The organism is Mesorhizobium sp. C277A, assembly GCF_040324395.1.
Classification (GTDB): domain Bacteria; phylum Pseudomonadota; class Alphaproteobacteria; order Rhizobiales; family Rhizobiaceae; genus Mesorhizobium.
In genome coordinates this window covers 1669366-1694599 of the sequence record NZ_JAMYVW010000002.1, presented here as the reverse complement: position 1 = coordinate 1694599, position 25234 = coordinate 1669366, and the positions used below count along the sequence as shown (strand labels likewise).

At 62.1% G+C, this 25234-nt stretch carries 23 protein-coding genes, 2 tRNA genes and 1 pseudogene; 17 read left to right on the top strand and 9 right to left on the bottom strand.

Translation table 11 applies throughout. The features are described 5' to 3' along the window. Position 1: 1 nt before the first annotated feature. Together NKK52_RS08440 and NKK52_RS08435 are read right to left on the bottom strand one after the other, a co-directional pair. Positions 2 to 334, bottom strand: coding sequence for a lipid-A-disaccharide synthase N-terminal domain-containing protein (locus tag NKK52_RS08440; RefSeq protein WP_023669132.1), 333 nt, complete (start codon positions 332 to 334; stop codon positions 2 to 4). Then, complete coding sequence (locus NKK52_RS08435; protein ID WP_023684854.1) at positions 327 to 1061, bottom strand: glycosyltransferase family 2 protein; 735 nt, start codon at positions 1059 to 1061, stop codon at positions 327 to 329. Before NKK52_RS08435 ends, NKK52_RS08440 begins: the two co-directional genes overlap by 8 nt. A gap of 254 nt (positions 1062 to 1315) precedes the next feature. On the opposite strand from NKK52_RS08435, the gene tyrS reads away from it, so the two are divergent. Further along, on the top strand, positions 1316 to 2569 hold the full coding sequence (gene tyrS / locus NKK52_RS08430) for a tyrosine--tRNA ligase (protein ID WP_023716010.1): 1254 nt from the start codon (positions 1316 to 1318) through the stop codon (positions 2567 to 2569). Positions 2570 to 2586: 17 nt separating this feature from the next. Here tyrS and NKK52_RS08425 read toward each other — a convergent pair whose 3' ends face one another. Further along, entirely contained in the window at positions 2587 to 5973 is a 3387-nt protein-coding gene (locus NKK52_RS08425) for a YhdP family protein (protein WP_352628689.1), read from the bottom strand. A gap of 184 nt (positions 5974 to 6157) precedes the next feature. On the opposite strand from NKK52_RS08425, the gene NKK52_RS08420 reads away from it, so the two are divergent. From NKK52_RS08420 to NKK52_RS08410, 3 genes and pseudogenes are all read left to right on the top strand, one after another. Further along, complete coding sequence (locus tag NKK52_RS08420; protein WP_023684851.1) at positions 6158 to 6625, top strand: peroxiredoxin; 468 nt, start codon at positions 6158 to 6160, stop codon at positions 6623 to 6625. A 162-nt stretch (positions 6626 to 6787) separates the two neighbouring features. Continuing rightward, the gene (locus NKK52_RS08415) at positions 6788 to 8065 is read left to right on the top strand and encodes a M23 family metallopeptidase (RefSeq protein ID WP_023684850.1); all 1278 of its coding nucleotides are present in this window, start codon (positions 6788 to 6790) and stop codon (positions 8063 to 8065) included. Positions 8066 to 8227: 162 nt separating this feature from the next. Next, a pseudogene (locus NKK52_RS08410) lies at positions 8228 to 8487 on the top strand (ABC transporter permease); the annotation flags it as partial. A 47-nt stretch (positions 8488 to 8534) separates the two neighbouring features. Here the strand turns inward: NKK52_RS08410 and NKK52_RS08405 are convergent. After that, the gene (locus NKK52_RS08405; protein WP_023684848.1) at positions 8535 to 9716 is read right to left on the bottom strand and encodes a M24 family metallopeptidase; all 1182 of its coding nucleotides are present in this window, start codon (positions 9714 to 9716) and stop codon (positions 8535 to 8537) included. A 212-nt stretch (positions 9717 to 9928) separates the two neighbouring features. Between NKK52_RS08405 and NKK52_RS08400 the strand changes: the two genes are divergently transcribed. The 5 genes from NKK52_RS08400 to NKK52_RS08380 all read left to right on the top strand — a co-directional run bounded on the left by NKK52_RS08400 (position 9929) and on the right by NKK52_RS08380 (position 14877). Next, positions 9929 to 11095: an ROK family transcriptional regulator gene (locus NKK52_RS08400; protein ID WP_023684846.1), complete on the top strand. Its 1167-nt coding sequence runs from the start codon at positions 9929 to 9931 to the stop codon at positions 11093 to 11095. Further along, a complete protein-coding gene (locus NKK52_RS08395) occupies positions 11092 to 11856 on the top strand; it encodes an ATP-binding cassette domain-containing protein (RefSeq protein ID WP_023669142.1) in 765 nt (254 codons plus the stop codon). The genes NKK52_RS08400 and NKK52_RS08395 overlap by 4 nt, the downstream gene beginning before the upstream one ends. 41 nt (positions 11857 to 11897) lie before the next feature. Then, positions 11898 to 12938: a sugar ABC transporter substrate-binding protein gene (locus NKK52_RS08390; protein ID WP_023684845.1), complete on the top strand. Its 1041-nt coding sequence runs from the start codon at positions 11898 to 11900 to the stop codon at positions 12936 to 12938. Positions 12939 to 13098: 160 nt separating this feature from the next. After that, positions 13099 to 14094 (top strand): ABC transporter permease, encoded by a 996-nt coding sequence (locus NKK52_RS08385; RefSeq protein WP_023684844.1) that lies wholly within the window; start codon positions 13099 to 13101, stop codon positions 14092 to 14094. 12 nt (positions 14095 to 14106) lie between these two features. After that, positions 14107 to 14877, top strand: coding sequence for an SDR family oxidoreductase (locus NKK52_RS08380; RefSeq protein WP_023684843.1), 771 nt, complete (start codon positions 14107 to 14109; stop codon positions 14875 to 14877). On the opposite strand, the gene NKK52_RS08375 is transcribed toward NKK52_RS08380, so the two are convergent. Beyond that, the gene (locus NKK52_RS08375; RefSeq protein ID WP_023826180.1) at positions 14878 to 15699 is read right to left on the bottom strand and encodes a M15 family metallopeptidase; all 822 of its coding nucleotides are present in this window, start codon (positions 15697 to 15699) and stop codon (positions 14878 to 14880) included. A gap of 57 nt (positions 15700 to 15756) precedes the next feature. Here NKK52_RS08375 and NKK52_RS08370 point away from each other — a divergent pair, with 57 nt between their 5' ends. Beyond that, on the top strand, positions 15757 to 16338 hold the full coding sequence (locus NKK52_RS08370; protein WP_245261344.1) for a hypothetical protein: 582 nt from the start codon (positions 15757 to 15759) through the stop codon (positions 16336 to 16338). 736 nt (positions 16339 to 17074) lie between these two features. Then, positions 17075 to 17935, top strand: a complete 861-nt coding sequence (locus tag NKK52_RS08365) for a toll/interleukin-1 receptor domain-containing protein (protein WP_023684840.1) — start codon at positions 17075 to 17077, stop codon at positions 17933 to 17935. A gap of 42 nt (positions 17936 to 17977) precedes the next feature. Here NKK52_RS08365 and NKK52_RS08360 read toward each other — a convergent pair. Continuing rightward, positions 17978 to 18053 (bottom strand) — tRNA-Val (locus NKK52_RS08360). A gap of 218 nt (positions 18054 to 18271) precedes the next feature. Between NKK52_RS08360 and NKK52_RS08355 the strand changes: the two genes are divergently transcribed. Then, positions 18272 to 18348: transfer RNA gene (locus tag NKK52_RS08355), tRNA-Asp, on the top strand. A gap of 45 nt (positions 18349 to 18393) precedes the next feature. Here the strand turns inward: NKK52_RS08355 and NKK52_RS08350 are convergent. Together NKK52_RS08350 and NKK52_RS08345 are read right to left on the bottom strand one after the other, a co-directional pair. Further along, the gene (locus NKK52_RS08350; RefSeq protein WP_050589311.1) at positions 18394 to 19581 is read right to left on the bottom strand and encodes a site-specific integrase; all 1188 of its coding nucleotides are present in this window, start codon (positions 19579 to 19581) and stop codon (positions 18394 to 18396) included. After that, entirely contained in the window at positions 19574 to 19864 is a 291-nt protein-coding gene (locus NKK52_RS08345) for a hypothetical protein (RefSeq protein WP_023731498.1), read from the bottom strand. The genes NKK52_RS08350 and NKK52_RS08345 overlap by 8 nt, the downstream gene beginning before the upstream one ends. 1388 nt (positions 19865 to 21252) lie before the next feature. On the opposite strand from NKK52_RS08345, the gene NKK52_RS08340 reads away from it, so the two are divergent. The 5 genes from NKK52_RS08340 to NKK52_RS08320 all read left to right on the top strand — a co-directional run bounded on the left by NKK52_RS08340 (position 21253) and on the right by NKK52_RS08320 (position 24862). Next, entirely contained in the window at positions 21253 to 21537 is a 285-nt protein-coding gene (locus NKK52_RS08340; RefSeq protein ID WP_023684836.1) for a hypothetical protein, read from the top strand. A 577-nt stretch (positions 21538 to 22114) separates the two neighbouring features. Beyond that, complete coding sequence (locus tag NKK52_RS08335; RefSeq protein WP_155923348.1) at positions 22115 to 22381, top strand: hypothetical protein; 267 nt, start codon at positions 22115 to 22117, stop codon at positions 22379 to 22381. 383 nt (positions 22382 to 22764) lie between these two features. Further along, a complete protein-coding gene (locus tag NKK52_RS08330) occupies positions 22765 to 23064 on the top strand; it encodes a DUF1236 domain-containing protein (protein ID WP_023669226.1) in 300 nt (99 codons plus the stop codon). A 324-nt stretch (positions 23065 to 23388) separates the two neighbouring features. Further along, positions 23389 to 23682: a helix-turn-helix domain-containing protein gene (locus NKK52_RS08325; RefSeq protein WP_081726963.1), complete on the top strand. Its 294-nt coding sequence runs from the start codon at positions 23389 to 23391 to the stop codon at positions 23680 to 23682. Positions 23683 to 24550: 868 nt separating this feature from the next. Next, on the top strand, positions 24551 to 24862 hold the full coding sequence (locus tag NKK52_RS08320) for a hypothetical protein (RefSeq protein WP_023684831.1): 312 nt from the start codon (positions 24551 to 24553) through the stop codon (positions 24860 to 24862). Between the two features lie 44 nt (positions 24863 to 24906). Here the strand turns inward: NKK52_RS08320 and NKK52_RS08315 are convergent, their stop codons facing one another. Next, positions 24907 to 25176 carry a hypothetical protein gene (locus tag NKK52_RS08315; RefSeq protein WP_023824750.1) on the bottom strand — a complete coding sequence of 90 codons (270 nt, stop codon included), beginning with the start codon at positions 25174 to 25176 and terminating at the stop codon, positions 24907 to 24909. Positions 25177 to 25234 lie beyond the last annotated feature (58 nt).

The following is a 25234-nucleotide window of genomic DNA, read 5'->3' as shown; positions in this document are numbered from 1 at the left end:
CTCAGTCGACCTTGGTCATCGCCGCCTTGCGCTCATTGGCGATGAGCCATAAATTTCTGACATAGATCACCATGCCCATGGCCTGGCCGGCGATGAACACCGGATCCTCACGCTGGATGGCGTAGACGAGCAGCAGCCCGCCGCCGAACAGCGAGAAGAACCAGAAAGCGATCGGCACGACGCTGCGCTTGGCCTTTTCCGAAGCGATCCACTGCACCAGGAAGCGCATGGTGAAGAAGAACTGGGCAACGAAGCCGAGCAGAACCCAGGCGTCGAACTGCTTGACGAAAACCTGGTGCAGCCAGGTCGCCAATTCCTGAAACACGTTAGCCATGCGTGATTTCCTCTACCTTTGGCATTCTGCGGCGCCGGCGCCGAAGCCACCAGACGCCGGCGAGATCGAGCGCGCCCTGCAGGCCGCGATCGAAGATGCCGTAATTCGACTTGCCGTGGCGGCGCGAGCGGTCGACGACGTCGCAATGGACGACGCGGTAGCCTTCCTGGATGACCAGGGCCGGAACGAAACGATGCGTGCCGTCGAAGAAGGGCAGTTTGCGCAGGATGTCGGTGTGGATGGCCTTCAGGCCGCAGCCGGTGTCGCGGGTGTCGTCATGCAGGATCGCGCCACGCAGCCAGTTGGCGAAACGCGACGCCAATTGCTTGATCTTGCTGTCGCGGCGCTTCAGCCGCTGCCCTTGCGCGGCTCCGAACCCAGGCCCAGCCTGGCGCAGCGCATCGACCAGCACGGGGATATATTGCGGGTCGTTCTGGCCGTCGCCGTCGATGGTGGCAACGATCGAGCCGCGCGCCGCCCAGGCGCCCGAGCGCACCGAAAGCGACTGGCCGGCGGATTTCTCGTGCCGAAGCTGGCGAAGCGGAAACGGACGTTTGGCGGCTTCAGCGGCAAGCACCGAAGCCGTATCGTCGGTCGAACCGTCATTGACGACGATGATTTCGAAGTCGCGCCCGGTCATCGCCGCCTCGATCTCGTCGATCAGCAGCGGCAGGTTCGCCGCCTCGTTGCGGCAGGGAATGACGATGGATATCAATGCGTCCGGCATATCGCGTCGGGCTCTGTCACAAGATATGGCATTTGGTGGATGCCGTGCGGTGCCGTTCCAGCGGATCGAACCCGTTGGCGCGGCGCCTCATTACGCCAGCCGACAGGATGAAGCAAGCATGCGCGGCAGTGCAGAATAGGCTGTCCATGCCGGCGCAAAATCGGAAACCACTTTTGCTTGACGCGCTTGGATGCTAAACGCCCGCGTTCAGGCCATGCCGGGCCGTTCGGACCCGGCGCTTTCAGGAAGAAACAATGCCCGCCTTCAAGTCCGATTTCCTGCGCGTCATGAGCGAGCGCGGCTTCATCCACCAGATTTCGGATGAGACCGGGCTGGATCAACTTTTCGCGAAGGAAACCGTGACCGCCTATGTCGGCTACGACGCCACGGCGACCAGCCTGCACATCGGCAATCTGATTTCGGCGACCATGCTCTACTGGATGCAGGAGACCGGCCACCGGCCGATCGCACTGATGGGCGGCGGCACCTCGATGATCGGCGACCCGTCCTTCCGTGACGACCAGCGCAGCCTTTTGACGCCCGAGGCGATCGCCACCAACATCGAAGGCATCAAGCGAATTTTTGGCCGCATCCTGCGCTTCGGCGACACTGGCAACGACGCCATCATGGTCAACAATGCCGACTGGCTGATGAAGCTCAACTATGTCGAGTTCCTGCGCGATGTCGGCCGCCACTTTTCGGTCAACCGGATGCTGACCTTCGACAGCGTCAGGCTGCGGCTCGAGCGCGAACAGTCGCTGTCCTTCCTCGAATTCAACTACATGATCCTGCAAGGCTATGATTTCGTCGAGCTCAGCCGCCGCCACGACTGCCGGCTGCAGATGGGCGGTTCGGACCAGTGGGGCAACATCATCAACGGCGTCGATCTCGGCCACCGCATGGGCACGCCGCAGCTTTATGCGCTGACCACGCCGCTGCTGACGACATCGTCGGGCGCCAAGATGGGCAAATCGGCCAAGGGCGCGGTGTGGCTGAACGGCGACCTCTTCTCGCCCTATGATTTCTGGCAATACTGGCGCAACACCGAGGATGCCGACGTCGAGCGCTTCCTGAAGATCTTCACCCGGCTGCCGCTTTCGGAGATCGCGCGGTTGGCCGCCCTTGGCGGCTCGGAGATCAACGAGGCCAAGAAGGTGCTGGCCACCGAAACCACGGCCATCGTGCACGGCCGCGAGGCGGCGCTCGCGGCCGAGGAAACCGCGCGCAAGACGTTCGAGGAAGGCGTGACGGCCGAAACCCTGCCGAGCGTCGAGGTGGATGGCGCGGCGCTGGAAGGTGGCATCGGCATCCTGTCGCTGCTGGTCACCGCGGGCCTTGCCGGGTCCAATGGCGAGGCAAGGCGTCACATACAGGGTGGCGCCGTGCGCCTCAATGACCAGCCGGTTTCGGACGACCGGCGGATGGTGACGCCTCAGGATTTGAGTCCGGAAAACGTCGCAAAGCTTTCAGTGGGCAAGAAAAAACACGTTCTGGTGCGGCCGGTCTGAGCCGTCTTCTGGGATCCTCAACGATACTCGAAGATCGACCGGAAAATGCCCGGCGCGATCACCGATAGCGGGTTGATGTCCAGCACCGGCTTGTTGGCGTTGCCCTTAAGCCGGTAGGTGACGCCGATCAGCCCGCGGTCGCGGCCATTGCCGAGCAGAACGCCGACCAACGGCAACTCGCCGAAGATGCGGTTGAGGCCATAGGCCGGCATGAAGGTTCCGGTCATGTCCATATTGTTGTTCTGGTCGTAGAGCGTGCCTTGGAAGGTGGTGCCGATGCGCGGGCCGCGCAGCACGCCATTCGCCAATTTCAAATAGCCCGACCCCTTGTCGATCTCGGTAAAGCCGCGCTCGAATTTTACCCGCGAGGTGTCGATCTTGCCCTTGACCGCTTCGTTCAGGCTGCGGCTGTCGCCGGTTGGCGTGGTCGATACGATCGACGCAAGCTTCGGTTCATTGACGATGAAGAAGTTGCTCGAATCGACCTGGCCCCGCATCGGGCCGTCGGCTGCGCCGCTGAGCGCCAGCGTGATCGATCCGCCTTCCATATGCTCGTAGATGTTGAGGAAGCGCAATATGGCGCCTGCGTCGGCCGACTTCATGGTGAGCGCGCGAGCACCATTGCCTGCCGTATTGCTGATGGTGATGGCGGCGCCGGAACTTGCCGCGGCGCTGACCTTGAGCCTGTTCACCCTGGAACCGGCGGCACTGTAGTCGAGCTTCAAATTGGACAGGACCTCGTCATGGAACCCGCTTAGCGAATTGACGTCGGCGCTAACCGAAACCGCGTCCGTGCCGGTGGTTTTGGTGGCGGTATCGACATCGGAGGTGAACTGCTTGATCAGCGAGCGGGCATCGAGCGCGTTGCCGCTGACATCGACTGCGAAGCCCTTGCCCGACCGCTTCACCGTCACGGCGACATCGTCGCCCCGGTTCAAGGCGACTTTGCTGAAGCGGGCCGAAGACAGCGCGCCCTTGACCAGGACGACATCCCCTTCGACCGAAAAGCTCTTTCCGTCGAGGTCGAAGTCGGACAGCGTCGTGGTATCGCCGGACTTGCTCATGGTAAAAGTGGCATTGGCGGGAATGCCCGGCCCCTTGCTCCAGCCTGCCCAGGGAATGTCCAGCCTGGCGCTCGTCAGGTCAACGTCGACGTTCTGGCTGCCGCCTTCGCCGCTCTTGTCGATTGCCACCTTGATGGTGCCGGAAATCAGCGGCGACAGGCCAGGCATGGCGATGGCGCGCGTCTTGTCGTCGAGCACAAGCGCCACCTTGCGGCTGCGCGGCGGGCCGCCATCCCTGAGCGGCTCGACCAGATCGAGCTCGGCTGGAATGCCGTTCAGCCGCGCCTTGGCAGAGATCACCGCCTTGTCAGGCCCGACTTCGATCGAACCGTCGGCATCGGTCACCATCTGGCCTTCGAACGGCTTGGCGAGCGACAGGTCCTTGTAGTCGAGCGATACCAGCCAATCGAGCTTCGACGTGTCGACGCCGGATTGCAACGGAATGTCGGCCTTGACGTGGCCGGTCACCGTGCCCGACAGGTCGTCCGGCAAGATGCCGACATGGCGCATGGCGTTGATCGGTTCGTAGGAGGCAAGTTCGGCGATGGCCGGCGCCTCACCGGCGACGTCGATGTCGAGCGCGCCGATCACCGGCGGGTGGTTTGCCGCCTTTACCGACAGTGTGCCATTGCTTGCCGCCACGGTGCGGCCGCTCGGCATATAGACGCTGCCCGAGGACAGCGCGACGTCGACGTCGTTGCCGTGGAAGGAAACGACGCCGACGGCATCGCGTATCGGCGGGATGCGGCCGGCGGTGTCGAAACGCGAGCCCTCGACCTGGAAGCGGCCGAACACCTCGTCGGCCGAAAGCGGCACGCCGTTGCCGAGACGCCCCGGCACGACCTGGAACTGCAGGCTGGCATCGACGACGCGGCCGCCAAACAGGTTCTGCAGCACCCACAGCCGCGCGTTCTTGGCCGAGAACCAGGGCCACAATTGCTTGACGTGCGAGACCGCCATGTCGTGGACGTTGAGCGACACCGAGATACCCGGCGGTCCGTTGTCGATGAAGGAAACCGCAGCGGTTCCCAGCACTTCGCTCCCCGATCCCGACCTGATGCCGATCTGGTCGGCGACAAGCTTGCGGCTCTTGACCTGATAGACGCCGGCGATGCGGGCGAAGAAATTCAGCGCCGGCTCGGGCGATTCCGAAGGCGCCAGCGTCGAGCCGTCGCTGGTCAGGTCGTAACGATAGGAAGGCTCCTCGCCGGCCGCGCCGGTCGACGGCTTTGGCCCGATCGAACCGGCGAAATTGAACGCCGAGCGCCCGGTCTTTAGAACCAGCCTGCCGACATCGATCTTGTTGGAGCCGGAGACGAGGGCGGCGTCGACATCGACATCGGCCGGCAACAGCCCGCGTGTGCCGAGGTCGAGCACCGAGCCGGTTAGCGACAGCGAGCCCGTCAGCCGCGAATCGGTCTCGCCCGAGCCTTCGGATCCGGTGAGCTTCAAAGCAATCGCGCCGGTTCGCCCGCCGGCCGCCGGCGTGGTCTCCGCGACATCCGCCATGTCGATGGCGGCGTTCAAGGCGGTGACGCGCATCGAGCTCGTATCGCGGGTGGCGGTGGCGGTGACGGTGAGCGCGCGGCCATCGACATCCGCCTCGGACGAGAACTCCATGCTGCCGGGGCCCGACTGCAGCACCGTGGCGTTGGCGATCGTGACCAGCTTGACCGATCCGGCCTCGGGCAGCTCGAACGCGACATTTTTGAGATCGATGCGGCGCATCGAATCCTCGCGCACGGCATCGAGTGCACGATTGACGTCACTGAAGACGGCGGCGGCCAGTTTTTCCGGATCGATGAGACCGTCTTGATTGCGCAGGCGCGCTGTCCAGTCACCACCCGACGGCATTGCCGCGGTGACGATATGGGCGTCGGAAATCCTGGCGCTGGTCAGCCGAACCTCGCCCGAAAGCAGCGGGATCAGCCGGATGCCGAAGCGGACGCGCCCGGCATCGGCCATCGGCTTGCCGTCGGCGGTCTCGACGCTGACATCCTTGACCTGCAGCGCAATGAAGCTCGATCCGTCAAGTGTCAGGCTGGCAGGACCGACGGCGACTTTGACGTCGAAACCGGCCAGTTTCTCGATCGCCGTTTCGGCTTCCAACCGCAGCCGTTCGCTGCCGATGCCGGTGGCGCCGATGACGTAGACGGCGGCCGCTGCCAGCAGCACAAGGGCTCCAATGCCGGCAAACAGCCGGGCAAGGATGCGAAAGCCGCGGCCGATCCGTGCCTTGCCGAGCGGCGGCACGCGGCAAGCGGACGGGAAAGCCCCCAGGTCGGTGATCTCGTCACGCCTGAACCGGATTTTCTCGTGCTGCGGTTCTTCCTGATCCACGCAATTTTCCGTTGTGCGAATTCGATCGTGGACGAATCCCCGCCCGACACTATAACGACGCAGGCTAGAGCATGATGCCGAAAAGTGTGAGGCGGTTTTCTCGGACAAACGGTTTCCGTTTGTCCAGACATCATGCTCTATCTCTTTGATTTAGGGCCGCGTAACCTCAAACAAGGGCATCGATATGGCTGATCTCGACATTGGCGACGTTGCGCCGCAATTCGATCTTCCGCGCGACGGCGGCGGCTCACTCAGCCTTGCCTCGATGCGGGGGAAGCCTGTTGTACTTTATTTCTATCCGCAGGACGACACCACAAGTTGTACCAATGAGGCGATCAGCTTTTCGCAGCTGAAGCCGGAGTTCGAAAAGGCCGGCGCCGTGGTGATCGGCCTGTCGCCGGACAGCGTGAAGAAGCACGACAAGTTCAAAACCAAATACGATCTCACCGTCGACCTGGTTGCCGACGAGGAGCGCAAGGTGATCGAGGCCTACAATCTATGGGTCGAGAAGACGATGTATGGCCGCAACTATATGGGCGTCGAGCGGGCGACGTTCCTGATCGGCAAGGACGGGCGGATCGCCGGGATCTGGCGCAAGGTCCGGGTGAAAGGCCATGCCGAAGCAGTGCTGGAGGCGGTCCGCGCGCTCTGAGGCGCCACCGATCTGGCCAACGCCGCGCAGTGCATTAGGGGCATAAGACATATATGCGGTTGGTTGACACCGTTGGTCACTGGCGCGCCCGCTCGACGGCAAAACTTTGTTAACCCTAATAATGTGTAATCGGGCTTGGTGTCGTAACGAAAGCTTGGTCCCGTGAACCTAACCGGTCAGTCAGCGGTCTTCGGCAGGCGCAAGGAGCCGCATACGATCATCATTGCGCGGGGCAATGAAATACGGCATTTCACCATCCGGCCGTGGCTCGTCGCCTTTCTGGGCTCGGCACTGGCGGCGATCGCCATCGGCTATCTCTTGGCGACCTCCTATCTCGTACTGCGCGACGATCTGATCGGCGCCACCACGGCCCGGCAGGCGCGCATGCAGCAGGCCTATGAAGATCGCATTTCCGCATTGCGCGCGCAGGTCGACCGCATCACCAGCCGCCAGCTTCTCGACCAAAAACTGATGGAAACCAAGGTCAGCGAATTGATCGAGCGGCAGAGCCAGCTCAGCCAGCGCCATGGCCGCCTCGGCCCGATTCTCGAGCGGGCCGAAAACGAGGTCGGCACGCCGGCCGCCGCGGATGTGGCGGCAAAACCCGACGAGCATGCCGAATTGACCGGCGGCGAGCCACTCGCCTATTCGGTCGCCAGCCTTGGTTCGGGCGACACGAGGCCATTCTCGCTGTGGTCGACACGTTCCGATCCGCTGCCCAGCGAAACGGCTGCCGACCGTGCCGACAAACTGTTCGTCACAATCAACGAATCGCTGAAGAACATCGAGAGCCAGCAGCTCACCCGCATCGAAACCTTGGCCGACAACGCCTACAAGAACGCCGATGCCATCACCCAGGCGCTGGAAGCCGCCGGTCTGCCGGTCGACAGTGATTTCGGCAAGAACGAAAGCGATGTCGGCGGACCGCTGATCCCGCTTGACAGCTCGATGATGTTCGACAGCAAGGTCAAGGAACTGGACGAGGCGCTGGATACGCTCGACCAGTTGAAGAAAGAGGCGCGGCGGCTGCCGCTCGCCAACCCGGCGCCGGGCCACTCCGTCACCAGCCCGTTCGGCGTGCGCACCGACCCCATCCTCGGCACCGCTGCCCTGCACTCGGGCATGGATTTCCGCGCGCCGGTCGGCATGGCGGCCAAGGTCACCGCGGCCGGAATCGTCACCAAGGCCGGCTGGAACGGCGGATATGGCCGCATGGTCGAGGTCGATCACGGCAACGGCTTTGCCACGCGCTACGGCCATCTGAGCGAGATCGACGTTGCCGTCGGCCAAAAACTCGCGGCCGGCGACATCATCGGCAAGACCGGCAGCAGCGGCCGCTCGACCGGCCCGCACCTGCACTACGAGGTCCGCCACAATGGCGAAGCCATCGACCCGCTGCGCTTCCTGACCGTGGGCAAGAAGGTCGAGCAGTATCTGTAGGGTCAAGCCAGGCGGCTGGTTGCACGCCCCCGCCTCCTTCACCCGTTGTACCATCCTGTTGTTTGGCAATCCGACATCGCGTGCTCCGGCGTCGTGATCGTTGACTCACGCCCTGCGGCGTGAAGTTTCTGCAAGCTGGAAACCCTCTGAGGCACGCGCCCAGAAGTGTTTTGGAGCCTGCGGCTGCCGCGCGCTTTGCCGATGCTGTTCTCATCGCTGAGGATTGCCTCGGCCACCGCCGTGATCGGCGCCGTTGTCGGCGAATGGATCGGCTCCGACCAAGGACTTGGCGCGCTGATCATCCAGGCGTCCTTCAACTACCAGTCGGACCGCCTCTACGCGGCGATGTGCTGTCATCGGGCCTGTCGATCGTCCTGTTTTGTCTTGTGGTGCTGATCGAGCGCCGGACGATCCAATATTGAGCAGATGCGTCAGGCGGGTCGCGGTGGCGTCCGTCGTGGCTGACCGGTCACGATTTGACGTGGATGTCTCGCGGGAATTTGGTCAGCGTCTCATGGCCGGTCTCGGTCACCAGAATGGTCTCGCTGATCTCGATGCCCCAGCCATCCATCCACATGCCAAGAATGGAGTGCACGACATTGCCGGGTTGCAGCGCGGTCTTGTCGCCGGGCCGCAGGCTGATCGTGTGCTCGCCCCAATCCGGGGGATAGGCGACGCCGATGGAATAGCCGATGCGCGATTCCTTCTTCAGTCCGTAGCGTTGGATAACCTTGCGCCAAGCGGCCTCGACCGCTTCGGCTGTGGTCCCCGGTCTGACCGCGTCGAGCACCGCATCCATGCCGTCGATCACCGCCTTTGCGGTGTCGGCGACACGGGCCGGCGTCTTGCCGAGCTGCATCGTTCGGGCGAGCCCGGCGGCATAGCGGCGGCAGACGCCGGCAAGTTCGAGCGCAATCGTCTCGTCCTTTCCGAACCGCCGGTCACTCCACATGATGTGCGGAGCCGATGCATTCTCGCCGCCGAGGATGGTCGGCGGAAGCGCCGTGATGTCGCCGGCGAAGTCCGGACTGCCGGCAATCTGCGCCGCCTGGATCGCGGCAATCGCATCGCATTCGCGCACGCCTGGCGCGATGACTTCGAAGGCCCGCGAAACCGCCGATTCGGCAAGTGTCGACGCCTTGCGCAGATAAGCAATTTCGGGCGCGGATTTGACGGCGCGGATCCAGTTCACCAGCAGATCGGCGTCGTGCCATTTCGCATTGGGCAGGCCGGCGACGAGCCGGGCATGCGCCTTCGGCGAGAAATAATAGGCTTCGAGCTCGATGCCGATATGTCTCGCGCCCCAGCCCTTGGCGACGATCCAGGCCGCTATCCAGTCCATCGGATGGCGATCGGCGCGCTGCACGTGGTCCTCGGGGAAGCCGACCACATTCTCCGGCTTCATCCAGGCCGTCAGCAAGCCGCCTGCCGCATCCATAGTGCGGCCGATCCAGACCGGCTCGGCCTCGTTTTCGATCGGGACAAGCACGACCTGCGGCGTGTAGAACGACCAGCCGTCATAGCCGGTGATGTAATGCTGGTTGGCGACATCGTTGACGACCAGCAGTTCCAACCCACGCGCCGCCATCTCGGCGCGGATCTTCTTAAGCCGCCGCTGGTACTCATCGCGCGCAAAAGGCAATTCGATCATCGGTTTTCCTGCTGGATCACTGGTCGGGCGAGCCCCGCGCCCGCCTGACGTCATTCACCATTGCGGTGGTTTCAGCCCGGCTGCAATCGGCCAGCGCGGCACATGGGACAGGTCCTGCACCGCGTCTGGGAACCATTCCGAATTATTTTTGAATTCCATTTGACTGAATAAATTGCCTGTGCAAGTCTTGGCCTTCCTAAAGGGCGCGGGACATGGCACTGCGGGGAACCAATCAGGAGTTCGGGCGGCCTTACAACCGGCGCATCGTGCTGGAGTCCATCCGCCTTCACGGTCCCATAGCTCGCGGCGACATTGCCGGCCGCGTTGGCCTCACCGTCCAGACCGTATCGACCATCGTTCGCGAACTCGAAGAGCATGGTTATGTGCTGTCGCTGCGCGAAGAGCCGCGCGGACGCGGGTTGCCGCCGGCGACGCTCAGGATCAACCCCGAGGGCGGCTATGCCGTCGGCGTCCACCTCACCCCGCTGGGGATCGACGCGGCGCTCATCAATCTCAGCGGCGATGTCATCGAGAGCATGCATCGCGAGGCGCCGCATGCGACGCCCGACCATGCCTTCGAGCTGATCGGCGCGATGGTGCCCGAGTTGACCGCGCTGCGGCCCGGCGGACGCGTGCTCGGCATCGGCATGGCGCTGCCTGGACCGTTCGGCGTGGAGTCGATGAGCTTCGTCGGCCCGACGACCATGGCCGGCTGGAAGGATGTCGCGCTGCCGGAACGGCTGGCGGCGTCGACCGGGCTGCCGGCCTTCTTCGAAACCGACATGGCGGCGGCGGCCATGGGCGAACGGCTTTACGGTCTCGGCTCGGGTTATTCCGAATACTACTACCTCTATTTCGGCGTCGGCCTCGGCGGCGTCATCGTGCATGACGGCGCGGTGATGCGCGGCGCCTGGGGCAATGCCGGCGAAATCGGACACATCCCTGCCGTTCCGGGCGGCGAGCCTTGCCCATGCGGCAACAGCGGCTGCCTCGAACGGTATCTCTCGCTCGAAGCACGTCGCCGCCGCAACATCAGCGATGCCGCCTGGGTGGCCGAGATCGCGCCGATCTTCCGCAACGCCATCGTCACAATCGAGAATGTGTTCGACCCCGAAACCGTCATCCTCGGCGGGCTCGCCCCCACCGAGCTCCTGGAAAAGCTGGTCGGCGCGGCGGGACAGCTTCCCAATTCGGTCTCGGCGCGGCGCGACCGCAAGACACCGCGCGTGACGGTGGCGACCGGCGGCAAGCATTCGGTGCTGCGCGGCGCTGCCGCATTGGCCGTTTCGGGCGTGCTGTCGCCGCGCTTCGGCCAGATGTTCATTGCCGAGCGCGAGCGCCGGTCAGACCTCATGCACAGCAAGGGAGTGGCGGCATGACCGAACCGCTGCTGGTACTCGAAAACGTCACCAAGAATTACGGCGCCATTCATGCGCTGAGGGGCATCAGCTTCTCGATCGGCAAGGGCGAAGTCGTGGCGCTGCTCGGCGACAACGGCGCCGGCAAGTCGACACTGGTCAAGATCATCGCCGGCGGCCTCGAGCCGAGCTCCGGCCGCATGCTGTTCGAGGGCAAGGAATTCCTGGCGAAAACGCCGGCCGAGGCCAAGGCTGCCGGCATCGAGACCGTCTACCAGGACCTGTCGCTCTGCACCAATGTCGACGTCGTCGCCAATTTCTTCATGGGCCGCGAAATCACCCGCAAGGTTCTCGGTGTCCCCATCCTCGACGAGCGCGCCATGGAGGCCGTGGTCGGCAAGGCGCTGGCAAGTGCCGGCACCCGCATCCCGTCGCTGCGCACCAATGTCGAGCATCTCTCGGGCGGCCAACGCCAGGCCATCGAGCTCAACCGCTTCGTGCACTGGGGCGGCAAGCTGGTGCTGCTTGACGAGCCGTTCGCGGCACTCGGCGTCGAGCAGACCAGGCGCGGTCTCGAGATGATCCGCCAGGTGGCCAACCAGGGCATCGGCGTCGTCATCATCACCCACATCATGCAACAGGCTTTCCAGGTCGCCGACCGGATCGTGGTGATCCGGCAAGGCGTCGTGGCCGGCGATGTCGCACGCAACAAAACAAGTCCCGATGCGGTGATCAACATGATCACCGGTGAGACGCTTGCCGGTGCCGGACCGGCAGGTTGAGGGACAAAAGAGGGGTCCGGTATAAAAGAGGAGCGAACGACATGAAGCGAATACTGGTTCTTGTCTTCGGTATCCTGGCACTGGCTCTTGCCTCGCTCACGCCGGCAATGTCCCAGACCAAGGGCACCGTCTATTACATGGTCCCGACCCTGCTCGATGAATTCCAGACCGGCTCGGTGAGCGCGCTGGAGCTGTTCCTCAAGCAGGTCGGCTATGAGGTGAAAACACTCAACGCCGACAACAAGACCGACGCGCAGCAATCGCAGATGAACGACGTCATTGCGCTGAAGCCGGCGGCGATCATCCTGGCCGCCGTCGATTTCAACGCGCTGAAGCCGTCCATCGAAGCGGCGCGTGCGGCCGGCATCCCGGTGGTCGAGTTCGACCGCCAGATCACCTCGACCCCGTCCGATTTCACCTCGGTGGCGGGCACGGTCGAGATCGGCTACGTCGCCGCCGAGCAGGCGCAAAAGCTTCTGACCGCCAAGAACGGTTCGGTGAAGGGCAAGATCCTGCAGGTGCTCGGCGATCCCGGCGATCCCTACACGCTCGACATCCAGAAGGGTTTCGAGGAGAAGTTGAAGGCGTTTCCTGACGTCAAGATCATCTCGCTGCCGGCCATGCAATGGGAAGCCAGCAACGCCGGCACGATCGTTGCCGACCAGATGCTCGCCAACCCCGACATCGACCTGATCTTCAGCCATGCCGCGCACCTGTCGGTCGCAGCCGTCGCCTCGCTCGAGGCCGCCGGCAAGAAGCCGGGCGACGTCATGCTGATGAGCTCGAACGGCGCTCCGGTCGGTCTCGACCTGATCCGCAAGGGCTGGCTCAATGTCGAAGTCGAGCAACCGCTCTACGCGCAGGCCGCGGCCGTGGCGATGTTCATGGACAAGATCGCCGGCAAGCAGGAAATCAAGCCTGGCGAGTATGACGTGCTCGGCTTGAAGTCGACCGTGACCAAGGAGAGCTGGGGCCCCAACATCAAGATCCCGGGCGCCGCCATCACCAAGGAAAACGTCGACAATCCGGCCTTCTGGGGCAACCAGAAGCCGCCGACGGACACGATCAAGTCTGTCGAATAGTCGCCTAGCGAAGCGCTCCGGGCCATTGCGGCCCGGAGCCTGCCCATTCACGACGCCGCGTCCCAGGACACCGTGGCGAACCTAAACCCGCGCCTGAACCCGACGAAATCGAGTTGATTTCTCAGCCTGATTTTCTCGGGAGCGCCAACCGGATCAGCCCATGAACCCGCGCACCCGCAAAGCCCTGGAGTTCGTCCTCGACAACCTCGTCTGGTTCATGCTGATCTTTGTGCTGGTTGTCTTTTCCATCTTCGTCCCGAACTACTTCCAGCTCGGCATCTTCGCCAACATCATCGAGGCCTCGAGCGTTCTCGGCGTGATGTCGATCGGCCTGTCGCTGGTCATCATTGCCGGCCATATGGACCTGTCGGTGGAATCGGTGGCCGCACTCAGCGCCATGGCGGTCGGCATCCTGTTCTGCTCGTCGGGCATCGGCATGGGCATACAGCTCAATCCGCAGTGGCTGATGGTTCCGGTTTCGCTGCTCGTTGCGCTCGCCGTCGGCGGCCTCATCGGCGCCTTCAACGGCTATCTCGTGGTCAAGGTGAAGATGAGCGCCTTCATCATCACGCTGGCGTCCTACATCTGGGTGCGCGGCCTGGTGCTGGTGATTTCCGGCGGCCGCTCGGCACAGGATCTGGCGCCGGCCATCCGCTGGTTCGGCATCCAGCGGCTGGCCGGCCTACCGCTGACCGCCTGGATCGCCGTCGCCTGTTTCGTCCTGTTCTCGCTGATCATGGCCAAGACGCCGTTCGGCCGCCACCTCGTGATGATCGGCGGCAACGAGACCGCGACCTTCCGCGCCGGCATCCGCGTCAACCGCAATTTGATCATCGCCTTCGTGCTGGCCGGCGCCATTGCCGGCCTCGCCGGCTGGCTGCTCGCCATCCGCACCTCGGGCGCCACCGCCAATCTCGGCACCGGGCTGTTGTTCAACGCCTTTGCCGCCGTCGTCATCGGCGGCGTCAGCCTGAAAGGCGGTGTCGGCACCTTGCCCGGCGTCTATGCCGGCGTGCTGCTGCTCTCCTGCATCAACACGGCGATCAATCTGATGGGCCTGCCGGCCAACTTCACCCAGGTCATCCACGGCCTTTTGGTGCTCGCCGCCGTGCTGCTCGACGCCTTCAAGCAAACCATTCGCCAAAGACTGGCATAGGAGACGGCTGGCATGACAGGACGGCTCGAAAGCAAGGTCGCGCTGATCGTCGGCAGCGCGCGCGGCATCGGCAAGGGCATCGCGCAGCGCTTTGCCGAAGAAGGCGCAAGACTGGTCCTGGCCGACAGCGAAGCCGGGGCCGGTCAAGCGACCGCGGACGAGCTCGGCGCTGCCTTCGTCCGCACCGACATCTCGCAAATGGCCGATGCTGAGGCCGCGGTAGCCCTGGCATTGAGCCGCCACACTCGTCTCGACATCATCGTGCAGAATGCCGGTATCTATCCCTGGCAGCTCATCGAGAACACCAGCCCGGACGACTGGGACCGGGTGATGGCGGTCAATCTGCGCGGCACCTTCAATGCCACGCTGGCGGCGCTGGCGCCGATGAAGGCGCAAGGTTACGGGCGTATGCTCTACACCTCGTCGATCACCGGTCCGCACGTCACCAGCCCCGGACATGGCCACTATGCCGCCAGCAAGGCCGGCATCAACGGCTTCATCCGCTCGGCGGCGCTGGAGTTTTCCGGCTACGGCATCACCGTCAACGGCGTCGAGCCCGGCAACATCCTGACCGAAGCGATCGAACTGCATCGGGGCGCCGCCTACATCAAGAACATGGAGGATTCGATCCCGTTGGGACGGCTCGGCAGCCCGCGCGACGTCGCCAACGCCTTCCTGTTCCTCGCCTCGGACGATGCCAGCTACATCACCGGCACGACCATCGTCGTCGACGGCGGCCAGCTGCTGCCTGAAGGCAAGGATTTCCGGCTGCTGCCGCCGTGATCAGCCGGATTTCTTATACAGCAGCAATTCAGGCCGGTACTCGAAATGCATGGAGTCGTAGTGATACCAGCGCCCGCCCCAGATGAAGCCGTTTTTCTCGAACAACTCCACGACTTCCAGCGGGATCCGGTTCTTGAACGGAATGGGGGCCTTGGGGTTGGTTTTGTTCCTGTTGTTGTACCAGTAGTCGGAGAAGCCGACATTGACGTCGAAGGCCGCCCCGAAGGAGTGGACGCTCAACCGGTTCGTGCCGGCGATCGGCCGCCAGACAAAGCCGCCGCCGGGCTTGAGCCCATAACGGCTCAGCTCCGCGGGCATCGCCTCGAGCGCAGCGGAGACCTTGCCCAGCCGGTCGTTGATGCCAAACACCTTGGTCACCTGCATGGTTTTCTTGCCGAGCTTCGGCAACCATTTGACGTTGGCGATGTGCTTGCCCACCTCGGCGGCACTTGCCCCGTAGAGCTTTTCGAAGAAAGGTTCGTTCCGGATGCGGCCGGGATCGAAATCCTCCGCTGGGACCAGGGCGCCCTCCGCTGCTCCGGGATAGACGTAGCGAAACATGTCTTCGATGTCGGGGCTCTCCAGCAGCGCGTCGGCGTCGCGCGCCTTGCCGTCGTCCCACACCATCGTGGTGCCGTCGGTCCAGGTCAGTACATTGCCCGAAATGGTGAAAAGTCCGGGATAGGCCTTGAGCAAGGAAGCCTTGGCGGCCGGCTGGTCGACGCCGTCGCCCGCATTCCCTGCATAGGCGAAGCGTCCAGTGCCGACGATTGCCAATGCGAACAGCAACCGCAGCATCAGGCGCCCTGGATGATCCATCATTGTCCTGCCTTCCCGGAGGGCTTTCGTTCATCGTGTATTTAACAAGGCTGCTGTACCATGCTGGTCGAATCGAACGGGAGACAAATCGTGTCAAAAACCTTCAATGCTTTGATCCGGATGACGTTTACATTCATCTGCCTGGTCGGCCTGGCCTCGTCCGTCTCTATTCTTTTTCCAGCCACCGCATCCGCCCAGCGGATGCAGCGATGCGCCGACGAAGGCGAAATCTGCCGCCTGCCCTACCCCTCGGAAGTGGTCTACGGCGCGCGCGGGCAGACCACTTCGCGCTTCATCGATCGTCGTGCCGTGCCGTGTACGAATCGCGTCTTTGGCGACCCGGCGCCCGGCCGCGACAAGGCTTGCTATATCGTGAAGCGCGGGGGCGGTAACGACTATGGCGACAATGATGATGACGACGACAATTACGGCGATGACGACTACGGCCAGGGCGGCGGCAGATGGGTGGCCTGCGCCTCGGAGGGGCGGTTCTGCGAGTTCCGTGGCCGCAAATTGGTGAGATACGGGGCGCGTGGCCAGTACGTCCAGGGCGTATTCAGGAACGGCGTCACATGCAGCGTCGACGCCTTTGGCGAGGATCCCATCCGCCGCGTGAAGAAGAACTGCTACGTCAAACGATAGGTGGCGCCGGGGAAGAACGGCGGGTGCGGCTCGTTGCGGCCGCGCCCGGCATTCGAGATATGGTCGGCCAGATATGGTGGGCGATGACGGGCTCGAACCGCCGACATCTTCGCTGAGAACGCTATCGTCAACTCGACCGCTGTGAACCCTTATCGCGGCACGGTGACACGGCACCTACGCCGATATCGAAGCCGTATGCGAACAACGTCGACAAGTACACGCTTGCCCGCATCGGCGAGCCGAGACAGGAAGAAGTGGCGGAGCCGATCGTCTTTCTGTGCTCACCCAATGCGTGTCGCTCAAAAGCGGTTCCCCGGTTTTGAGAGAGCGACATTGCATAGACGCTCAAGATATTAAGCTTCCTGATGAACCTACCCGTGCAGGTGAACCCACCCTTCCAGAACACCCTGCCCTTCCGGATGAACCTGCTTTTCCGGATACGCCAAGTTAATCCGGTAAAGGCATTGTTCGCCTGGCGTTGCGGGCGTGGGCCGAACTTGCTCTGCAGCTGCCATCCAGACGGAAGACATTTGTGTATATTCCGCTTTGGCGACGCGCCGTAATGGCCTCTTGTACTTAGTCCACCGTGCGACGCGAAGGGCCGGTGCATGTGTCCTCTGGCGAGACGTGAAACGGACTGCATCCGCAGTAATGGCCAGTCTGTCGCCAGACTAGCTGCGAGGTCACCGCTCATGCTACTTTGAGGCCTTCTCGTTCATGTGGGAAGAGGCAGGCCTTGCTTGGCGACGTATTCATCAACTACCGGCGGCAGACCGATTCCGGCGTGGCGGGCCGCGTCTATGATAATCTGAACCGCGCGCTTCCTGATGCGTCCATCTTCATGGACGTCGACAAGCTCAACCCCGGCGATGACTTTGAGGTGGCGCTTGCCCGCAGTTTGGCCAGTTGCAAAATCATGCTGGCGATCGTGGGGCCGCAGTGGGCCGCGCTTACCGATGAGCAGGGCCAGGTTCGGCTGGAGTCCCCCGACGACTTCGTGCGCAAGGAGATCCGTACGGCACTCCAGGCTGGGGTGCGCGTCATCCCCGTGCTCGTCAACGGCGCCAGCATGCCAAAGAAAAGCGCCTTGCCACCCGATCTGCAGGACCTGGCCAAGCGTCAAGCCATGGAGGTCCGCCACGAGCGCTTCAACGACGATATGGCGGCGATTGCGTCGGCGATAGCGAAGCCAGCGGCGCGGCGGCCGAGGCTCTGGCTGCTGTACGGGCTGGTCGCGACGATCGCGCTCGGCATCGGCGGGACAACGGCGGCGTTGTGGCCGAGGCCCTCCCCTTTGCCGTCGCCTATCGTGCCCGCAGCGATCGAGGCCAAAGGGTGCAAGGAAGGATTCGTCTGGCGATCGGCGATCTTCGGCGACAGCGTGTGCGTGAGTCCTGCCGACTACGACGAGGTGCAGGCGCAGAATGCCAATGCCCGCAACAATCGTTCGCCGACCGGCGGACCTTACGGCGACAGCACCTGCCGCGACGGCTACGTCTGGCGTGAAGCGTTCGAGAGCGACTTGGTCTGCGTCACCCCTTTCGAACGCGACAAGGCCAGGAAGCAGAATGCCGACAACGCATACAACCGGATATGAGACCGTAACTCCAGGCAAGCACCGATTTATCAAGAGCTTGAGTGGTGGGCGATGACGGGCTCGAACCGCCGACATCTTCGGTGTAAACGAAGCGCTCTACCAACTGAGCTAATCGCCCGCTCCGGCCGGACCTTTAAGCGGTCGGAACCGGCTTCGCAAGGCCAAATGAACAGCTGCGAGCTTAGCCGCATACTGGTTTTCGCGGGCAAAGTGCCGCCTGTCAAAAAACCTTCTCCTGTTTGCGTTTATGCTGTCCAGCTACGCTTGACACCCGGTGGCGAACCCCTTATCCACCCCCCCAACGACGAACACGGCTGACACGTGCTCGTCCAATGCGCGGGTGTAGCTCAGTTGGTTAGAGTGCCGGCCTGTCACGCCGGAGGTCGCGGGTTCGAGCCCCGTCACTCGCGCCATTCATTTCAAGGGGTTAGCTACCGCCCCTTGAAAAGTTTCAACTCTCATTCTCCGGAGAGTTTCAACTTTCTGTATTCGTTCCGTTCCAGGCCAAGCAGCTTTCTGCCCTTGCGGCGGCTGGCATCGGCTGAGCGGACGGCGGCCAGATTGACCGGCATATAGGTCTTCTGCAGCGCCTTGTTCCCGTCGATCGAATTGCCCATCTTGGCCGAGATTGCCTCGACCGACGCGCCTCCGGCATTCGCCTCGACCGCGCCGGAACGCCGCATGTCCATCAGCCGCCGCTTCTCCGATGTCCCGAATACCAGCGTGCGCAGATCGGCAAAGTCGTCGACCAGAGAATCCTTCGTGTAAGGCACGCCGGCGCGCGGCCGGCCGCCCTTCAGGCCCGGCGCGAAACCGCGCGAGCGAAAGATCGGCGCATCGTCAAGCAGGGTGACGCCTAGTGATTCGACATAGGCCAGCACCAGGCGCTGCGTGCGTGACGACAGCGTGCCGAAAGCCGCCTCGCCACTCTTGCTGCGTGCAATCAGAAAACCCCATTCCTGTGCTGTCTGCATTGCCTGCGCCGGTTTGAGCGTGCGCACGTCGACGGGTGAGAAGCTCGTGTCCCACGCAACGGCGATGATGCAGGCCAGTCCGCGGTAGCCGGCGCGCCAGGCGCCCTTGACCATGCGCACCGCCTCGCCTGCCGTCCAGGTCTGGTGGCGCGGTGGTGGCGTCTGGCGGCGGATCGCCTGCGATGGGTCGGAGCCGGGCGGGCATAGCTTCATGCCGGCCATGACATTATAGAGCGAACGCCACGTCTTTACGGCACGGTAGGCGATGTCGACACCTTTGACCCGCAGCAGACGGCCATACCAGTCGTCGAGCAGCTCGAGGGTGATGTCGGCTGGCGGCAGGTCGGCGAAGTACGGCTCGATGAAGGTCCAACCGCGCTCCCAATCCTCGCGGGTGCGCGGTGGCTTGCGCTTCCATGCATCCATGCGGCGATAGCGTGCAAAGGCGTCTCCGATGGAATCCTTTGGCCATACATGCAGGCGCGACGGCTCCCTGCCCTTGCGGAGTTCCTGCCAGCGGTCTTCCCACTCCCGGGCTATCGTCCAAGCCTCAGGCCCGTCGATTCCACAGGAAATGCATCTGAAGCCAGCTTCGACCATCTTCGGCGTCGGCAGCCAGTAGCCGTATTTGCCCTTACGGATGACGTAGTGCTTCAACTTGATCTTACCCAAGGGTCGCCAGCCTCGCTCTTGCAATGTCAATGCTAGACTGCGCGCCGGATCCTGATCCTGCAAGACCCGAGCGTTGATCGAGCCAGGCGTCGATCGCAACCATGTCGTAGTTGCCGGTGATTGGGCAGGCCTTGGGAAAGCCTTGATCCTGCAACTCGGGCAGCAATTCCATGAATTCCCGCAGCGTCAGGTGGAGATAACGCGCCGCCTTGATCGCCGGCACCAGCCGTGGTTGTACCGGGAAGCGGATAGATGACGGTTGTAATGTGTGGGTTTGGCTCATGGCACCAAAACTCTATCCACCGTCCATCGGGCAGCGGATGGGCGCCTTGTGGTTGGGCGGGTGTGAATCTCGCCCGTGTAAGAACCTCCGCCGTATAGCATGAGATTTTCCTACTCCATGATCTCGTTATTCCTGCATCGAGGGGGAATGAGGCTTAGAATAGCGGCCTTTCTCCCCCATGCCTATTCATCCAATCCTTAATCGCAGAATCGGCAGCCACAGAGCGAGAATACTGGTAATCGGCGGCTTCGAAGCCGCTACGCCCGGCCAACCCAGCATCGCCATGACAGCGTCTGGCTTGTGGGTAGTCAGAATCGCACCCTGTGCTCTGGCGAAATCACCAGCCTTGAAACGGCACCCTCGTTTGGGGCGACGGCCCGGCGTCTCGCCTGCGGCGTCGCCATGCTGACGCTCCTTCGGCGCCGGTTAGCTGATTTCACGGTCACGAACTTGCTTCGGCAACGAAATCGATTTCTTCCCGACTACGACGACTGACATGGAGATGCGCAGTTAGCGAGCATGAATGGTCTCTGCGAATTCCTCGGTCTCGATGAGCCAACGGCATGCGCGTCAGCATCGGCCCGGCATGGTCAGGATCGATCCAAGGTTCCCTTGCCATATCCGTCCAGTGGCCATCTCACGTCGTAACGGTCAGATCCTTGGCATGCCTTTTGGTCGCAGTGTTCGCCTCTGCCGGCAATGCGGAAGAGAGCGTTGGGAGCCCGGTAACCGCGACAGCCGCGGCGCTCGACGATCTCAAAGACGAAACCTTCGCTGTAAGTTGTAGAGCTGGAGCACGCTCTACACCGTGGATGGGGCAGCCGCGCTCGCTCCGAGACCATTAGGTCGAAATAGTCGTCGGCCTGTGGCTGAGACCCGATCGCGCTGTTTTACCGTTCGGGATCGGGACAATTGAGAGGCGAAAGCTGTGACAATGGAAAGCCCGCCACCGTGAGCCAGACCAGAAAACTCGTATTTTAGCACCGACGAAACAAAGCTCGCTATTCTGCGTTGAGGCTCGTCGAACAACGGAGCTTCACGAATGGATCCGGCAACTGCAGCTGTGATGATTTTGCTTTCTTGCAGTCCCGCCCAGGGAGTCTGCAAGCCACTCGATACATCACCGTCCATGTTCGGATCCCTTGACACATGCCAGTTGGCGTTATCCGTGAGGCTCGAGGGCGCTCCCAACGGGGAGATCGTGGGGCGATGCAGTTCGATCGATCCCTCCGCTACAGGTTCCGTTCCAGCCGGGTATAGCACGATTGTCGTCACGCGGGGCACAGGGGCGGGTGCGGTGAGCAGTCGCTACATCGTGCCACACAAAAACTGAAGCCAGCCACCGTCAGGCAGCCGGCTATTCATTCTCGACCGGACAATTAGAGGCCTTGCCCTCCCTCTATGAAGCCATACTCGGCATCGGCGGCTTCGCGCTCGTCGTCCGCTTCGCCATGGTCGTCGCCTTCCCTGTCATCGGTCCCGGTGACTTCGATGCCACCGGCCAGACAGGGTTCGAGATCCGGGTCGGGCTCTACGAAGTCGAGCAGCTACATCAGGCGTTCTTCATCTTCGATCGAGCGACGGACCGCCATGTCCGAAAGGCAGAGGTTCGTGGCTGGATAGCGAAGAATCGCACACGGCTTTCCTTCATTTGCATGGTCCGCAGAGATTAGCATTATCGCCTACTCTCATCTCGTCCGGCGTCGCTCCCTCAAAGCAGCGCCGGTAAGGCTCGGCGCCCTTCTTGGTTTCTCCCCGTATGTCAAAAGGAGGTCGCCGGGCCTTACCAGGCCCCGCTGCTCATCGCTTGCGGGGTGTCCTGATGGCTGAGCTTGGCCCCGTGGCCTAACGGCCAGAAGCCTTCCTAGGCTGGGCGGCAGCCGAAGGGCTGCACAAGAGGGATCGTCAGACCGCTCCTGGCGCACCACAGCGACACCACCAAGCTGTAAGTCAGGTCCATCGGCCCTGCTGATGAGTGCCCTTGGACAGATGGATTGCGTTTGCCACGAAAAAGGAATCGTACCGGCCCGTTCTCAGCACGTCAGCCGGAACGGGCTATGGGCAGAAGCAGCCGACTAGCTAAAATCGCAAGACGATCGAAGGACCACGTCGGCGATAGCACCGGACCCGACGGCGCCCGTGTCGCCAGTAACTACGGCAGACTCTTCTCCAGCCCCGCCGGCGGCGGCGGCGCCGGTGGTAGTAATCTGGGTCGTAGTCTGGGTCGTAATCTTGGTCGTAGTAGCGCCGATGGTTGACCGGCTCCACTTCCGCGTGAGTACCTTCGTTGTCGAAGGCGTCTGGCGCGTCGAGTTCTTCGAGAATGCCGCTTTTGGCCGCTGGAACACCGGCCAATGCGTTGATAGGCCGGACCGCGCTTGCAAAGGCTGCTGCCCCTGCAACGCCAAATATCGCTGTCAAAAAGGATCGCCGATCCATAGTAAACCTCCCAAGTTACATGAGCTGAACGAAGCGCCCCGCCTGCTGAAGGAGCAGGCCCAGCGCACGGTAAAATAGAGGATTCGCCAGCCGCTCAAGCAACTCGCGAATCCTATCAGCGCAGGAAGGGACCTGGCTGCGCCGATCCAAGACATGTCAGCTAAGGACGACCGCCATTACCAGAAAGGTAACGGCTGTTGCAAAAATCGGTGCGAGCAACCATCGCGCCTGGCCAACACTTTGATCCATTTGTTCTCTCCCGTTGTGGAGAACCAACAACCTGAAGCCCTAATCCGTTCCGCCTAGTCCAAAGGTAAGACCATTGCGTTGTACGGTCGGACTTTAGACCAATCGGATTAGACAAAGGTGCGTAGGCGGGAACGTTTACCCCGGTTCAAAGTTGGTTGCCGGGCAGTGCGGGACGATGATCGTCGTGTGCCGGTCCTTGCAGGAGAGAAGATATGAAGATGCACTTCGTGAACACCGCCGCAGCCATGTTGCTCTTGGCGGGGATCGGCTCCGCCGCCGCTGACGACATTATCATCCAGCCGGAACAGGACACGGTCATCCGTGAGTATGTCAAGAAGCAGCCCTTGGCTTCGGTGAACCTTCCCGGCGTGGAATTGAACGTCGGGACAGCTCTGCCGGAAACTGTTGAGATCCACGAGGTCCCGAACGTCAAATACCGTTACGTGGTGGTCGACAACCGCACGGTCCTGGTCGATCCGGGCACCCGCAAGATCGTGAAAGTTTACGACTGAGATTTCGAACGAACCCACGCTCGCCACCCTTGGGTGGCGAGTGTGTGCATTCAAACGATACTCAGCCGGACAAATTCAAATTGCCACTCAGCCGGACAATGAACATGACGAACCCTGAACTCGAGAGGACGCAAGCCCTGGCTGCCCGCTTGGCTGATCTCCAAGCAAGAATGCAGGCAGCACGTCTTGTTGGAGCCGAGGTAACAACCGTCCGAAAGGTTGCAGCCACAATCGATGACGGCTTGCGACAGGCCGGCCTCACACCGTTAGAAATCGCAGAAGGTCAAGAGGAACAGTTTAGCGTTACTAAATGTTCGACTGGCTATGGACAGCCGAACCTTCCTCTCAGCAGATCAAGTCAGAGCAGCACGAGCCCTACTGAACTGGCCGCGTGTGCGACTTGCCGCCAAGGCCAATCTTAGCGAAATGGTGATCAGCGATCTTGAGAACGGATTCAGGAAGCCGCGTCCCCACAACATCGCCGCCATCCGCAAAGCGTTTGAGGATGCCGGAATCGTTTTCACCGTCCAAGGCACTCCATCGCTAGCCCGCTCAGAAGGTGATAGCGGCCTAGCCGCCGATAATAGACGGTGGCGGGGCCGGGAGAAAAAAGGATAGCGGGGAAAAGCCCGTGTACCCACTGCACCCGATCTCTAAAGCGGCCGCTAACAAGGGCGGTTGTTCACTGACTTTGTGCTGGCGCTCACCTTTCTAAGGTGCCGCTCGAATATGGCCAGCTTCTCTTGGTAGCCGATCCGCACTCTGGACCTGCAACTATCGCATTTGAAACCGGCAATCGTTTCAGCCAGGATCCCCTTCTCACCATAGCGCGTGAACAGGAGGGGCATTGGAATTCTAAAGGTACGTCGCGAAGTTCATTTGATAGAGGCGCTGTGCATGTTCTCCTCAGCGGCACGGCCACTGCAACAAAGTAGAAGGAGAAATGTTTCCGGCTTCGGCCATTTACGCGGAGCAATCAGACCTAAGTCCAAATGCTGAAGGGGGCAGGCAAGCTGTTCCTTGCCCTTCGATCCGGATCGTCTCCGTGGCCTCACCATACTCGGCCGTAGCTCAAAGGCTCGTATCACCGGCCAGAACGCGCAGTTCATCCAGTGGAATGGGCCAGGACCGGCAAAGCCTCGCGACCGAACTTCTCGAGATTAGACGGATCCGTTGGCCTTCCGCAGAGGCCATGGCATAAGATTCGAGCTCGATCAGCTGTCTTCCTTGCCCTTCTCTATAACGCGGACCAGCCATTCTCAGCAGGCTTCGGCCACTCCACACTGTCTGAGTGTGTGTTCTGAACTGTGCCGCCCATCGCAGTTCCCTCCACCTCCAATAGGCTAATTACGGATTATAAGACCTGGGGAATCGATCTCTCAAGGTGGAATCCGCATTAGCGCTGGATGTTGCATCGCGGCGCGGAGGGGTTTTATTAGCTCCCCCTCATCTTGACGCTGGCGCCGGCTGCTCCAAAGTCTTGGGCATGGCTCGGGGAAGTATCAAAGTTGGCGACGAGGTCGCAGTCACGGCGATTGTGCGCGGCCGCGTGACGCCCGATCGCATAAGCGTGACGATCCCCTCCTACGACTTCCCGCATTCTGTTGTCGATTCGACTTCGAAGGCTGTAATTGGCCAGCATATGGAATTGATCGGCCCTGTCACACGCATCGACGGGGACAAGGTAACCGTCAGCCTCCGGCCATTGGTGACTGTCGACGCCGAGCACGTGCGCCTGGTCGAAAGACATGTGGCGCTTCCACGCGGGCGAAAAAAGTCGCTGGTTGACAAGGCTTAAACTTCGTTGCCGACCCCAGGAACAGCCCACTGAAACTTTCTCCTTCACATCGGCTCTGGTCGCCTCCCGCTAGCTGCCGGCGCGTTGCGATATCGGCACAGTAGACGGGTTGGCATTTCCGAACTTTCCGCCATGTCGTCGCGATGACGTTGGCGAAGGCGCTTCAGCAGATCGCGTGAGGCTTGGATCGCCCTGCGCGATTGATCCATGTTCTGGCGAAACGTGGCGCGTTCCTCCATGGACTTCTGCCACTTCAGCAAGGTGGCCGTAGTCGCAGTAGCGGCTTGGGCGATTTCTATGGGCGTTGCAACCATCGCATTCTCCCTAAAAAGGCAATGGTAAACGCAATCTTTATAGGCCCAACGAAACCCT